Source organism: Bradyrhizobium vignae, assembly GCF_004114425.1.
Lineage (GTDB): Bacteria > Pseudomonadota > Alphaproteobacteria > Rhizobiales > Xanthobacteraceae > Bradyrhizobium > Bradyrhizobium vignae.
The window spans coordinates 129,121-143,587 of the sequence record NZ_RDQF01000004.1 but is presented as its reverse complement, the minus strand read 5'-3'; the positions used below and the strand labels follow the sequence as shown (position 1 = coordinate 143,587).

The window sequence follows — 14,467 nt, the reverse complement described above, 5'->3', positions numbered from 1 at the left end:
CATGGAAGGCGCCATGCTAGCGTCTGGGATCGCGCGGCGAAATGGGTTTGTGTTGGGAGTGCAGCCGAGGTGATCAGCGCGCCTCGCCGGCCGCCATCGAGACCTGCACCGGTTCGTCGACATACTTCATCACCGCCGACCGGTAGAGCACGAACAGCGGCTGATAGCTCCGCGTCGCGTCGTCCCGGACCATCGTCATGCGGCGATTGTCGAGCATCAGCCACTGGCCGTCGAGCTTCGCTGCGGCAATCGCGTGCTCCTCGCCGGCCCTGACGTCGCGCACCACGACGATGCGGAGGTCTTCAGCGGCAACGCCCGCCAGTCGCAGCGCGGCCAGCTTGGCGATGGCATAATCCTCGCAATCGCCGGCGCCACGCGCGAAGGTCGCAAGCGGCGAGCTCCAGACGTCGTCGGTGCCGTCATTGGCGGCGTGGATGGCGAGGTTGATGGCGCGGTTGGTCTCGCCAAGGCGCGCGCGGCCGTCGCGGGCGCGGGCCTGGTCAACGATGGCGAGCAGTTTCAAGGCCGCCGGGGACGCGCAATTGTCGCGGTCGCCGTCGCACAGTGCGAGCTGCACCATGTCGTCGTCGAACTTGTCCCTCAGTGCGGACCATTTCTGCTGCAGGCTGCCGGACGAGATGGCGAAGGCGAATACGCCGAACGGTTCGGCGGATTTGCGCACGAGGACGCCGGCGCCCGGCGACAGCAGCGTGCCGGCGCGAAGCTCGGCGGCCGATCCGAGCAGGACCAAGCCGCACAAGATAAGGATTGCGCGCCAGGCGCGCGAGCGAGCAGCGGTCTCCATCTGACATCCCCTTCCCGGGCTTCGCGAGATATCCTCGATCTCGACGTGCCGGGCTTTGTTGCTTTCGCGGAGATAGTGTGAGGCGGGCCGCTTTGTTCTGCTTAACGCGCCCAGCACGGGCCCTAAAACCGGGTGACAGGCTGAAACGGACATGCCCGAATTGCGTAAAATTTTACGATTCGAGGACAAGGAGGGCCTCATTGCCGCGAAATCGAGCCAGTTGCAGGCAGAAGTTGCGGGGCTGCCGATTCCGCCTCTTATGGCTAAGAGCCCGCTATTTCACGGGTTCTGTTAGTTAGCTCACAGATTTGGCCCCGTATTTGCCGCAGGATGTTGCAGGGCACCACGAAGGAAAGATGACGCAAGTATCTGTTCAACCAACTGTACGATAGATGACTTGGGGTGACGGGAAATGCGTGCATCTAAGCTTGTTTCGACTTCAGAATGCTTGAAATATTACTTTGCCTTTTCTGGGAAAGCGCCGCCCTGGGGCGGCTGTTATGGCCAAGTGACGCGAAATCACACAAGCAGTAGACGGTTTCGCTAAGGACTTGGTAATGCTAAGCAAGCTTAAGCAGTCGATACTTACTTAGATTTTAACCTCTTTACGGTGCCCGGTTGAATTACGCTGGCAAATTTGACGCCGCGACCTCCTTGAACGGCGAGGGTTCCAGCGCGTTCGCCTATGTCCATGCCGATCCCTCTGTGGCCAAGCCCTTCATCGCAAAGGCGCATGGTCATGTGCCTGATGGCGCGTTCATTGTTCCCGACCCCAACCTGATCTTCAACGGCGAGTTCAAGCGCGCCGGCCTCGATCTCGTGCTGTCCCATGAAGGGCATGAGTTCGTGGTTCACGACTATTTCAGGGGCGACAAGCGCGCCGCGATCGCCTCGCCCGACGGCGCCCACCTCACCGGCGACATCGTCAACGCCCTCACCGGCCACGTCCAGATCGCCCAGGCTGCGCCCGGCGCCGCCGCGGCTCAGGTCATCGGTCATGTCACGAAGCTCGTGGGCAGCGCGACCGCGATCCGCAACGGCGTCTCGGTCATCCTGAACAACGGTGACAATGTCGAGAAGGGCGACGTGGTCTCGACCGGCGCCGACTCGACGCTCGGCATCACCTTCATCGACGGCACCGTGTTCGGCCTGTCCTCCAATGCGCGGATGGTGCTGAACGAGATGGTCTATGACCCCAACGGGTCGAGCAACTCCTCGCTACTCAGCCTGGTTGCGGGCACCATCACCTTCGTCGCCGGCGAGACCGCCAAGCACGGCGACATGAAGGTCGACACGCCGGTCGCGACCATGGGCATCCGCGGCACCGCGGTGCTGACCCAGATCAACTTCGTCGTTCCCGCCGGCGGCGGCGATCCGCAGCCGCAGGCGAGCTTCCAGGTGCTGGTCGAGCCGAATGGCACGACGGGCTCCTACATCCTGTTCGACAAGATCACACTGCTGCCGATCGCGACGGTCAACCAGGCCGGCCAGATGATCCAGATCAGCGGCGGCAACGTCTCGATCTCCAATGCGCTGATGTCGCCGGAGGTGCAGAAGCTGATCACGGACGTGTTCACGCTGAAGTTCACCGACAACAACACCAACACCAAGCTGACCACGAACTTCACCGACACGATCACACCGTTCGGCCAGGACCTGGTGTTCAAGTCGGGATCCGGCCCAGTCGTCATCGCGACGTTCGTCAACCTCAATCCGCAGGGACATGACAATCCTGGCACGTCCACGCCGCCCGTCGTCCGCATTCCCGGCCAGCCGATTGCGCAAAGCTTCGATCTCGGCGGCAATGTGAAGACGGCGTTCGCGCTGACCGAACGCGCGGACACCACCGGCGACACGCATGCCGACACGGTTTCCGGTCTGATCAGATTCGTCGATCAAAATCTCGGCGATCGGCCGTCGGTGAGCATGAGCCTCGCCGAGGCGCCGAACTATGTCTACAAGAACGCCGGCCAGCAGGACGTCACCAGCTCGCTCACCGCGCTGCAGAAGCAGGATATCGCGGCGACGCAAATCCACATCAGTGTCGTTGCCGACCCAGCCAACAACAACAACGGCTCGGCGGTCTGGACCTACACGATCCCGGACAAGGTCTTCGACTTCCTGGCCGCCGGCGAAACCCTGACGCTGACCTACATGGTCCGCGTCGATACCAATTTCGTAGTCAGCCCCGAGTCCGCGTTCATCCCGATCACCATCACGATCACGGGGACCAACGACAAGCCGACCGTCGCGACGTCGGGCGGAACCGTCATTGAGAAGGTCGGGACCGGCAACGAGGCCCTCGACACCATCACGGGCACGGTCACCTTCGCCGACGTCGATCTGACGGACCGGCCGATCGTCAGCGCGGCGCTCTCGTCGAGTCAGCCGTTCAAATATCTCGATGCGCAAGGCCACGACGTCACCGCGACGCTGACGCCGCAGCAACTCGCCGCGATCGCAGCCGTCGAGGTGCCGCTGACGGTGGTGCAGGGCGCGGGGAACGCCAACAATGGCTCGGCGACCTGGACCTACAGCGTCCCCGACCACTTGTTCGATTTCCTCGCCGAAGGCGAGACGCTGACCCTCAACTATGTGGTGCAGGTCGATGACGGACATGGCGGCGTGGTCAGCACGCCGATCACGGTGTCCATCAACGGTGCGGACGTCAACGTCGAGGGCACCAACGACGTGCCCACGATCGTCGAGGACTCCACCACCTCGACCGGTGCGGTGACCGAGGATGCGGCGGCCACGCTCACCGCGAACGGCACCATCACCTTCAGCGATCCTGATCTCACGGACACGCACACCGCGAGCTTCGTCCTGAAGTCGACGAATTCGACCGTGCATCTGCCCGGATTCAACGACGGCACCTCGCATATCGGCACGTTCGCGCTTGAACCGGTGAGCGAGAGCCCAGGCGTCAGCTCCCGCGGGTCGGTCGGCTGGACCTTCACGATCGACGACAACGATCCGGTGCTGCAGTCGCTGGCCAAGGGCCAGACCATCACGCAGATTTATACCGTTACGATCGACGACCATCACGGCGGGACGGTGACCAAGGACGTCACGGTCACGATTACCGGCACCAACGACGCCCCGACCATCACGAGCGATGCAAGCGCGGCCACGGGGACCGTCACCGAGGACGCCGGCGCGACGCTGTCGACCGGCGGGACGCTGGCGATCCAGGATCTCGACCTGGTCGACACGCACACCGCGCAGGCCGTGTTCAAGTCGGCGACGTCGAGCGCGCATTTGCCGGGTTTCGACGGCAACACGCAGCTCGGGACCTTCACGATCGATCCGTCGGTGACCGAATCCAACAGCGACACCAGCAACGGTGCTACGCTGGGCTGGCACTTCACGCTCGGCAACGGCAATCCGGTGCTGCAGTCGCTGGCTGAGGGGCAGACCATCACGCAGGTCTATACCGTCACCTTCACCGACAACAACGGTGCGCAGGTATCCCAGGACGTCACGGTCACGATCGTCGGTACCAATGACGCGCCCACGATCACCAGCGATGCAGCAGCGGCCTCGGGGAGCGTCACCGAGGATACCTGCGCCACTCTGTCGATCGACGGCACGCTGGCAATCCAGGATCTCGATTTGATCGACACCCACACGGCGCAGGCCGTGTTCAAGTCGTCGACGTCAAGTGCGCATCTGCCGGGCTTCGACGATGACACGCCGCTCGGCACTTTCACGATTGATCCGTCGGTGCACGAATTCAACACCGACACCGACAATGGTGCGACCCTGGGCTGGCACTTCAGTCTCGACAACAGCAATACGGTGCTGCAATCGCTGGCCGAGGGCCAGACCATCACCCAGGTCTACACCGTCACCTTCATCGACGATCACGGCGCGCAGGTCTCGCAGGACGTCACCGTCACGATCAACGGTGCCAACGACGCGCCGACGATCACGAGTGATGCCGACGCGGCGAGGGGCGCGGTCACCGAGGACGAGGGCGCGTCGCTGACGACCGGCGGCACGCTGGCGATCCAGGACCTCGACCTGATCGACACCCACACGGCGGAGTGGTCGTTCAAGTCGTCGTCCGTCAGCACGGATCTGCCGGGCTTCGGGACCGGTTCGCATATCGGCACATTCTCGATCGATTCGTCGGTGACCGAAGCCAGCAATGACACCAGCAACGGCGCGACGCTGGGCTGGCATTTCACTTTGGACAATGACGATCCCGTGCTGCAGTCGCTGGCGGAAGGGCAGACCATCACTCAGGTCTACACCGTCACCTTCGACGACCACCATGGCGGCAAGGTTAGCCAGGACGTGACCGTCACGATCACCGGCACCAATGATGCGCCGGCGGTTTCCTATGTGACGTCGGACTACATGAATTTCGACGGCCAGACGATCGCCGTCGGCGAGGTGCCGACTGCGGCCACCGATGACGTGACGCTGGACGGCTGGGTCAACTGGAACGGCGCAGCAGATGCCGGTCACGGCCAGATCCTGTTCTACAACGGCAACACCTCGACCACCGGTTTCGGTCTCCTCGGCACCGTCAACACTGATGGCACGATGGAGCTGCAGATTCTAGCGGGCGGCCGCCAGATCGCCGATACCGGCGTGGCACTCACGGCGTCGCAGTGGCACAACATTGCGCTGACCCGCGAGAATGACACCTTCAAACTCTATCTCGATGGGCACCTCGAATATTCGCACTCATGGACGGTCAACCCGATCGACGGCAGTCCGTCGAATCCGTCTGCGTCCTACATGATGATTGGTGCCGCGAGCGACTCGGGCGCAGCGGGCTTCGGGGCGGAAGGCTTCTACGGCGCGATCGCCGATGTCAGCGTTTGGACCACCGCGCTCACGCAGGCGCAGATCCAGTCGATCGATTTCACCGCGCTCACGGGCAGTGAGACGGACCTTGCAGCGTATTATCAGCTCAGCGACGGCAGTGGGACCACGGCTTCCAATGCCGTCAACCCTGCCAAGAGCCTCGCAATCGAGGGTGATGCGGACTGGACGAGCGGCACCTCCGGCCCGGGTGGGACCATCGCCGATCTCATGGAAACCAATGCCGGCCAGCTTGCGCACGGTGTGCTGGCGGTCTCCGACGTCGACGCGATCGATCACGTCACGGTATCGGTCAGCCAGCTGCAGGTCTCTCTCGACGGCATAGCGCAAACCGGCAATGTCGGCGGGCTGTCCCATGAGGCGCTGTTGAACTATCTCGCCGTTCCGTCCGGCGATATCCTGAACGGCACCGCCACTCACGCGCAGTTCAGCTGGTCCTTCAACTCGCAGGGACAGGCCTTCGACTTCCTCGCCGCCGGCCAGACGCTGTCGCTGCAATACACGATCGTTCCGTCGGATGCCCATGGTGCTGGCGCGGGCGCAGTCGTCACCGTCAATATCACCGGCACCAACGATGCGCCGAAGCTTGCCGATCTCCACATCGGCCCGCTCACGGACACGGCTGCGACCGACACCTTCCCTAGCCTCACCGGCCACCTCGCCGGGACCGACGCCGACAGCGGTGAGACGGCGACGCTGACCTATGCGGTCCTCAATGCGGATTGTCATGGGACGGCGACGGGACTGTACGGCTCGCTGACGGTCAACCCGGACGGCAGCTACAGCTACGTTCCGAACGCCGCCGCCATCAACGCGCTGCCGGAAGGCTCCTACTCGGATGTTTTCACGGTGCAGACCACGGACGTGCATGGCGCGACCGGCACTGCAACGCTCACGGTAGACCTGACTGGAGCCAACGACGACAGCGGCCCCGTCATCGATACCACGCACTTCTACGTCTGGCACGACAACGAGGGCGGCACTGATCTCATTACCCATCTAGCGGTCCTCGACACCGATCCCGACGCCGCGACGCATGACTTCAAGATCACGGCGGTCACCGCCCATGATCCGGACAGCAATGTCGATCCGGGCGCAGCGTGGGGATCCCTCGATGACATCAACTCGGTCCTCACGGATGGCGTCACTTATTATCCGGGCGAGACGCCGCCGAATACCGATCAGATCACGCTTACGGTTACGGACAAGACCACCGGCCTGTTCGATACCGTCCACTTCATCTTCAACGAGGCGGGCGACACCGGCCAAGGCGTCACTCTGGAAGGCACCGACGGCAAGGATGTCATTTTCGCGACCGAGACGGGGGACACGCTGACTGGAGGCGCCGGCAAGGACCAGTTCGTGTTCTCGCCGGGCTCAATCGGCTATGGCCCTCAGCCGATCACCGATTTCACGCACACCATTACCGATTTCACGACTGGCGTGGACAAGATCGACCTGCGCCAGTTCTCGGACGTGAGCTCCATCAACGATCTCACCATCGTCCAGCAGTCCGGCGATGCGATGGTGACGTGGCAACAGCAGATCACTCGGCGCGAGGGGGCGCCTGTCATCGAGCACGAGTCCCTGCTGCTGCATAACGTCATTGCCGCGAACCTCAAGGCCGGCGATTTTATCTTCAATGCCTGATTGCCGGCGCGCCGCGCGTCTGCACACGCGATCCGCGCTGCCGTTCGCCGCAAAAGCGTGATATCCAGGCCCTATGAAGCGTCTCAATATCCTGCGGCGGTGGTTTGCCCAGAAGTTCGGCTTTGCGCGGCTGATGTGCCTTGCGCTGCTGGTTCTGTTTGCCGGCGCCCGCCTCTGGGATCCGCCGCCGATCCAGGAATTGCGGCTGCGCGTCTTCGACATGTTCCAGTTGATCGATCCGCGCCACAAGACGGCGCGGCCGGTCACCATCGTCGACATCGACGACAAGAGCCTCGCCAAGCTTGGCCAGTGGCCATGGCCGCGCACGCGCATCGCCGACATGATCCAGAACCTCACCAACAACGGCGCGGTGGCGATCGGTTTCGACGTGGTGTTCTCGGAAGCCGACCGGCTCAATCCGGATTTGGTCGCGGGTCAGATGCGCTATCTCGATGACGCCACCCGCGGCAAGCTGCGCGAGCTGCCGTCCAACGACCAGATCCTATCCGACGCGATCAAGCACTCGCGCGTGGTGCTGGGCGAGACGGGGCAGCAGAAGGTCACGTCGGAAATCGACAAGACGCTGCCCTTCACCGGCGTTGCCACGGTCGGAGAAGAGAACGCCGAGCGTTTCCTGTTCGAGTTCCCCGGTCTGCTCCGCAACGTCCCTGTCATCGAGAAGGTCGCGGCGGGGCGCGGCCTGTTCAGTATTCCAATCGAGCGCGACGGCTTGATCCGGCGCGTGCCGATGATCATGCGCGCGCAGGGCAACATCATGCCCTCGCTCAGCCTCGAAATCCTGCGGGTCGTCACGGGAACACCAACCCTGCTGGTGCGCACCGACAAGACCGGCATCCGCGCGATCCGCATCAAAGGCGTCGAGATTCCGACCGACGAGAACGGTCAGCTCTGGGTGCACTATGCCCGGCAAGATCCATCGATCTACGTCTCGGCGGCCGATGTCCTCGACAACATGGTGCCGCCGAGCAAGCTTGCCGGCAAGCTGGTGCTGGTCGGCACCTCCGCGGTCGGTCTGAACGACATCAAGACCACGCCGGTGTCGCGGGCCATGCCGGGCGTCGAGATTCATGCCCAGGTGCTCGAAAGCGTGCTGACCGGCGCAGCGATCTCTCGCCCGAATTACGCGCTTGGCGTCGAATTGCTCACCGCGATGATCATCGGCATTCTGGTCATCATCTTCACCCCGAATCTCGGCCCCGTCCGTCTGGTGCTTGCCGGCGCGATGTTCGCGGCGATCCTCATCGGGGTGTCCTGGTTCTTCTACGCGCGGTACCGCTATCTCATCGACTTCACCTATCCGCTGCTCTCGACCACCGCGATCTATCTGACGCTGATCTTTGCCAGCTTCGTCCGCGAGCAGCGCCAGCGCGTGCAGATCCGCGGCATGTTCGCGCAATACATGTCGCCGGTGCTGGTCGAGCAGCTGGCGCAGTCGCCGGACAAGCTCGTGCTCGGCGGCGAGGAGCGCGAGATGACGATCATGTTCTCCGACGTGCGCGGCTTCACCACGATCTCGGAGAGCTACAAGCATGATCCGCAAGGGCTGATCGCGCTGATGAACCGCTTCCTGACGCCGTTGACCGACGTCATCATCGAGCGGAAGGGTTACATCGACAAATACATGGGTGACGCCATCATGGCGTTCTGGAACGCGCCGCTCGACGATGCCGAGCACGAGGTCAACGCCTGCGAGGCGGCGATCCAGATGCTCGAGAAGATCGATGCCGTCAACAGGGAGCGCGAGCAGGAAGCGGCCGACGGCGGCCATGTCTACATCCCGCTCAACGTCGGAATCGGTCTCAACACCGGCATCGGCGTGGTCGGCAACATGGGCTCCGACCTGAAGAAGAATTATTCGGTGCTCGGCGACAGCGTGAACCTGGCCTCGCGCTTGGAAGGCCAGTCGAAGGAGTACGGCTTTCCCATCATTGTCGGCTCCAGGACCGCACTCGCCGCCAAGGAGAAGTTCGCGATCCTCGAGCTCGACTTCATCATGGTCAAGGGCAAGACCGAGCCGGAAGTGATCTACGCCATCGCGGGCCGCGAGGACGTGATGCATTCGGGCGCGTTCCAGCGCCTGCGCAACATCACCATCGAGATGCTCGGCTGCTACCGCAGCCGCGACTGGCAGGGCGCACTGGATGCGATCGAACGGGGCCGCAAGAGCGAGGACGCCGACACGCTGGAGAAGCTGTTCAGGCTTTACGAGGCGAGGATCCGGGATTTCCAGGTCAATCCGCCGGCGGAGGGCTGGACCGGGGCATATGCGCTGCTGACGAAGTAGGGATGTGGGGTGGGCTTCGCAGTCGCCCACACTCCGTCATTGCGGAAGCGAAGCAATCCAGACTGCCGCTGCGGAAAGATCCTGGATTGCTTCGCTACGCTCGCAATGACGAGTCTGCTGGGGCGATTGTGCGCAATAACCCCGGGCGGTCGCCCCAACGAAGGCCGCGACGATCACGTTCATTGAGGCGCGTGCTCGGGCGCCCCTCACTCCACCCCGATCGTCGTCAGATCCTGGAACCAGTGCTGCGCCTGCACGAAGTGCTTGATCTTCGGCGACAGCGCATGCGGGTTGGTGTCGTGGACGACCCAGACCAGCGTGGCATCATCCACGATCAGCGCATGCGCTCGCGCCAGCAATTCATCCTGCTTCGCGCTATCGAAGGTCTGCTTGGCCTCGTCGATCAGCGCGTCGACTTTCGGGTTCTTGTAGCCGCCCCAGTTGACGCCGACAGGCGCGATCTGCCCCGAATGGAAGAAGCGGACGATGGCGTAGAGCGGGTCCGAGGTGACATAGGCGATGTTGTTGGCGGTGATGCCGGCGTTCATCTCGTCGGCCGCGCCCTTGCGCCAATGCGTATAGAGCGTCTCGAGCTCCACGACCTTGAAGTCGATCTCGATGCCGATCTCCTTGAAGCTCTGCTGCAGGAATTCGTTCATCGGCAGCGACAGCATCTGCCCCGTGCCTCCTTGCGCGATGATGAAGGTGGTCTTCAGCGGTTTTGCCTTGGAGTAGCCGGCCTCCTCGACGAGCGTCTTCGCTGCAGCCAGGTCATATTTCAGTTCGAAGCTGGGTTTACCGAACCATGGACTCGACGGATCGACCTGCCCCTTGGCGGGCTTGGCGAGACCGTTCATCAGGCCGACAACCGCCTCCCGGTCGATCGCGAGGTTCAGCGCCTTGCGCAAGCGGATGTCGGTCCAGGGCGAACCCGGCAGCACGCTGAGGTGATAATTCCACACATGCGGCGTGACGTTGTCGACGAGCTTCATGCCGGCCGCCTTCAGCTGCGGCACCGCATCCGGCGCCGGCGTCTCGATCAGGTCCACTTGTCCGGCGAGCAGCGCATTGGTGCGCGTCAGCGCTTCCGGCATCGGCACCAGCACGATCTTGTCGGCCTTGGGAATCCGCTTCTTGTTCCAGTAGTCCGGATTCTTGCTGAGCTCGGCGAGCTCGCGCGGCACCAGCTTCGTCAGCTTGAACGGGCCGGTGCCGGAGGGCTGGCTTGCGAACTTGTCCCAGTCCTTACCGAGCTTTTCGTACTGCGCCGGGCTCGACACCAGGAACCAAAGCATCTGATAGGGGAAGAAGGAATCGACCGTCTTGGTGGTGATCTCCACCGTGAAGTCGTCGATCTTGGCGTAGCTGGCGACGGAGGGCAGGCGGGTCTTCACCTGCGCGCTCTGCCGCTTGTCGAATTGCGGCGCTTTATCGTTGAGCACCTTGTCCAGATTCCAGATCACCGCGTCGGCGTTGAACTCGCTGCCGTCGTGAAACTTCACGCCCTTGCGGAGGGTAAAGCGCCATTTGGTCTTGTCGGCATCGTCGACCTTCCATTCGGTGGCGAGGCCCGGCACCAGCTTGCCGGGTCGATCGGCCACATCCATTTCCCAGGCCACCAGCGGATCGTAGATCGTGTAGGCGGTGAACTGATAGGCGCCGGCGCCGCGATCGGGCTGGCCCGTCGTCAGCGGAATGTCCGCCATCGAGATGCCATAGCGCACCACCGTTTCGGCGCCCGCTGAGATTGCGGACAACGCCAGCGCAAGCACGGCGAGACAGGTCGACAGACGAATACGCATGGCCCAAAGCTCCCAGGAGACGTCGAAGCCAAACGTGCAATCTTGATGCCAGAATAGGCAGCGCGCCGTTTCCGCCGGTGCGTCATCACAAGGACTTGTCGCCGCATGGGCAATTTGCAGAATAAGTTTCTCCCTGGCATAGCCATTGCATACGATTGCATCAAAATTAATCATCGAAAGCCGGAAGAGGACTGAGGCGATGCTTATCAAGAACAACAAGACCCGCGCGGCGCTGATTGCGCTCTTGGCGCTCGGCAGCGCGGCCGCATGGCCACGCGCGGTAGCTGCGGAAACTGTGCTGCGCATCGGCATGACCGCTGCCGATATTCCGCGCACCCTGGGCCAGCCCGATCAGGGTTTTGAAGGCAACCGCTTCACCGGCCTCACCATGTATGACGCGCTGACCGGCTGGGATCTGTCCTCCGCCGACAAGGCGAGCGTGGTCATCCCCGGCCTTGCCACCGAGTGGAAGGTCGACGATGCCGACAAGACAAAATGGATCTTCAAGCTGCGCCCCGGCGTCAGCTTCCATGACGGCTCGCCGTTCAACGCGGATGCGGTGGTGTGGAACGTCGAGAAAGTGCTGAAGCAAGACGCGCCGCAATTCGACGCCAGCCAGGTCGGCGTCACGGCCTCGCGCATGCCGACGTTGGCCTCCGCGAAGAAGATCGACGACATGACGGTCGAGCTCACCACCAAGGAGCCCGACAGCTTCCTGCCGATCAACCTCACCAATTTGTTCATGGCGAGCCCGGCGAAGTGGCAGGCCTTCTACGACAAGGCGGAAGGTGCCGATGCCAAGGCGAAGTCGCAGGCCGCGTGGACCGCGTTCGCCAAGGACGCCTCGGGCACCGGCCCGTGGAAGATGGCAAGCTTCACCCCGCGCGAACGGCTCGAGCTCGTCAAGAACGCGAACTATTGGGACAAGGCGCGCGTGCCCAAGATCGACAAGATGGTGCTCTTGCCGATGCCGGAAGCGAATGCGCGCACCGCCGCGCTGCTCTCCGGGCAGGTCGATTGGGTCGAGGCGCCGGCGCCGGACGCGCTGCCCGAACTCAAGCAGCGCGGCTTCAAGCTCTACGCCAACGAGCAGCCGCATGTCTGGCCCTGGCAGTTCTCGCGCGTCGAGGGCTCGCCCTGGAACGACATCCGCGTGCGCAAGGCGGCGAACCTCTGCGTCGATCGCGAAGGCCTCAGGGACGGCCTGCTCGCCGGCCTGATGGTGCCGGCAACCGGCACCTTCGAGCCCGGCCATCCCTGGCGCGGCAATCCCACCTTCCAGATCACGTATGACAAGGCGGCTGCGCAAAAGCTGATGCAGGAGGCCGGCTATGGTCCCAACAAGAAGCTGACCGTGAAGACGCAGACGTCTGCGTCCGGCTCGGGCCAGATGCAGCCCTTGCCGATGAACGAGTACCTCCAGCAGGCGCTGGCCGAATGCTATTTCGATGTGCAGCTCGACGTCATCGAATGGAATACGCTGTTCACCAATTGGCGCCGCGGCGCCAAGGATCCCAGCGCCAACGGCTCACACGCGACCAACGTGACCTATGCAGCGATGGACCCGTTCTTCGCGCTGGTGCGCTTCCTGCAATCGGGCATGGCGCCGCCGGTCTCGAACAATTGGGGCTTCATCAACAACCCCAAGTTCGACGAGCTGGTGAAGAAGGCGCGTCAGACCTTCGATCCCGCCGCACGTGACGCCGCGCTCGCCGAGTTGCACGCGGCCTCCGTCGACGACGCGGCCTTCCTCTACGTCGCCCACGACGTCGGCCCGCGCGCGATGAGCCCGAAAGTGACAGGCGTCGTGCAGCCGAAGAGCTGGTTCATCGACTTCTCGCTGGTGTCGATGCAGTAGTGAGGCGCTAGCAAGGTACTCCGTGCACCCTCTCCCCTTGTGGGAGAGGGTGGCTTCGCGACAGCGAAGCCGGGTGAGGGGTCTCTTTCCGCGGACACCCCTTTCGCGTTCGTAACGACTGTATCCGCGGATAGAACCCCTCATCCGGCGCCGCAGCCGAAGCTTCGCTTCGGCGTCGACTTAAGAAACGGCCGCCGGAGGCGGCCTATGCCACCTTCTCCCGCAAGGGGAGAAGGAAGAAAGAAGACCAGTGCTCGCCTATACCGCCAGACGCATTGTCTATGTCGTCCCCATCGTCATCAGCGTGGCGCTGGTTTGCTTCCTGCTCGTGCACATCACGCCGGGCGATCCGCTGGTCGCCGTGCTGCCGGCCGACGCGTCGCAGGAGCTCGCCGCGCAGCTGCGCGCCGCCTACGGCTTCGACCGCCCGCTGCCGGTGCAGTTCGGGCTGTGGCTGCTCCGTGCCCTTCATGGCGACCTCGGCAATTCCATCGCGACCGGGCGCCCGGTTCTGGCCGAGGTCATGCGCGCGGTCGGCAACACCGTCACGCTCGCGATCGCCGCCGCCGTCATCGGCTTCACCATGGGCATTTTGCTCGGCCTGATCGCCGGCTATTTCCGCGAGACCTGGATCGACAAGGTCGCGACCTCCTTTGCCATCGCCGGCGTCTCGGTGCCGCATTACTGGCTCGGCATGCTGCTCGTCATCATCTTCTCGGTCCAGCTGAACTGGCTGCCCGCGGTCGGCGCCGGCCCCAGCGGCTCCAATTCCTGGGCCTGGGACTGGGCGCACCTGAAATATCTGGTGTTGCCGGCGATCACGACCTCGGTGATCCCAATGGGCATCGTCACCCGCACCGTGCGTGCGCTGACCGGCGACATCCTCTCGCAGGATTTCGTCGAAGCCTTGCGGGCCAAGGGCCTGCGCGAAACCGGCGTGTTCCGCCACGTCATCAAGAACGCCGCGCCCACCGCGCTCGCGGTGATGGGGCTTCAACTCGGCTACATGCTCGGCGGCTCGATCCTGATCGAGACCGTATTCTCCTGGCCAGGCTCGGGCTTCCTGCTCAACTCCGCGATCTTCCAGCGCGACCTGCCGCTGCTGCAGGGCACGATCCTGATCCTGGCGCTGTTCTTCGTCTTCCTCAACCTGCTGGTCGACATCGCCCAAGCCGCGATCGACCCGCGCATCAAGCGGGGCTAGCGGG

At 63.3% G+C, this 14,467-nt stretch carries 6 protein-coding genes; 4 read left to right on the top strand and 2 right to left on the bottom strand.

The window, feature by feature from the left end:
- Nucleotides 1–73 precede the first annotated feature (73 nt).
- A complete protein-coding gene (locus tag EAV90_RS04895) occupies nucleotides 74–805 on the bottom strand; it encodes a transglutaminase-like cysteine peptidase (RefSeq protein WP_129142757.1) in 732 nt (243 codons plus the stop codon).
- Between the two features lie 618 nt (nucleotides 806–1,423).
- On the opposite strand from EAV90_RS04895, the gene EAV90_RS04890 reads away from it, so the two are divergent.
- Both EAV90_RS04890 and EAV90_RS04885 read left to right on the top strand, forming a co-directional pair.
- Entirely contained in the window at nucleotides 1,424–7,294 is a 5,871-nt protein-coding gene (locus tag EAV90_RS04890; protein ID WP_129142756.1) for a VCBS domain-containing protein, read from the top strand.
- A 73-nt stretch (nucleotides 7,295–7,367) separates the two neighbouring features.
- A complete protein-coding gene (locus tag EAV90_RS04885; RefSeq protein WP_129142755.1) occupies nucleotides 7,368–9,599 on the top strand; it encodes a CHASE2 domain-containing protein in 2,232 nt (743 codons plus the stop codon).
- Nucleotides 9,600–9,805: 206 nt separating this feature from the next.
- Here EAV90_RS04885 and EAV90_RS04880 read toward each other — a convergent pair whose 3' ends face one another.
- Nucleotides 9,806–11,401, bottom strand: a complete 1,596-nt coding sequence (locus EAV90_RS04880; RefSeq protein ID WP_122405861.1) for an ABC transporter substrate-binding protein — start codon at nucleotides 11,399–11,401, stop codon at nucleotides 9,806–9,808.
- A 199-nt stretch (nucleotides 11,402–11,600) separates the two neighbouring features.
- Here EAV90_RS04880 and EAV90_RS04875 point away from each other — a divergent pair, with 199 nt between their 5' ends.
- Both EAV90_RS04875 and EAV90_RS04870 read left to right on the top strand, forming a co-directional pair.
- Entirely contained in the window at nucleotides 11,601–13,259 is a 1,659-nt protein-coding gene (locus tag EAV90_RS04875; protein WP_129142754.1) for an ABC transporter substrate-binding protein, read from the top strand.
- A gap of 250 nt (nucleotides 13,260–13,509) precedes the next feature.
- On the top strand, nucleotides 13,510–14,463 hold the full coding sequence (locus EAV90_RS04870) for an ABC transporter permease (protein ID WP_122405859.1): 954 nt from the start codon (nucleotides 13,510–13,512) through the stop codon (nucleotides 14,461–14,463).
- The last annotated feature ends 4 nt before the right edge of the window (nucleotides 14,464–14,467 follow it).

Excerpts from the sequence above, each read along its gene's own strand:
- EAV90_RS04895 (WP_129142757.1), bottom strand. The coding sequence starts at position 805 with ATGGAGACCGCTGCTCGCTCGCGCGCCTGGCGCGCAATCCTTATCTTG.
- EAV90_RS04885 (WP_129142755.1), top strand. The coding sequence starts at position 7,368 with ATGAAGCGTCTCAATATCCTGCGGCGGTGGTTTGCCCAGAAGTTCGGC.
- EAV90_RS04875 (WP_129142754.1), top strand. The coding sequence starts at position 11,601 with ATGCTTATCAAGAACAACAAGACCCGCGCGGCGCTGATTGCGCTCTTG.
- EAV90_RS04880 (WP_122405861.1), bottom strand. The coding sequence starts at position 11,401 with ATGCGTATTCGTCTGTCGACCTGTCTCGCCGTGCTTGCGCTGGCGTTG.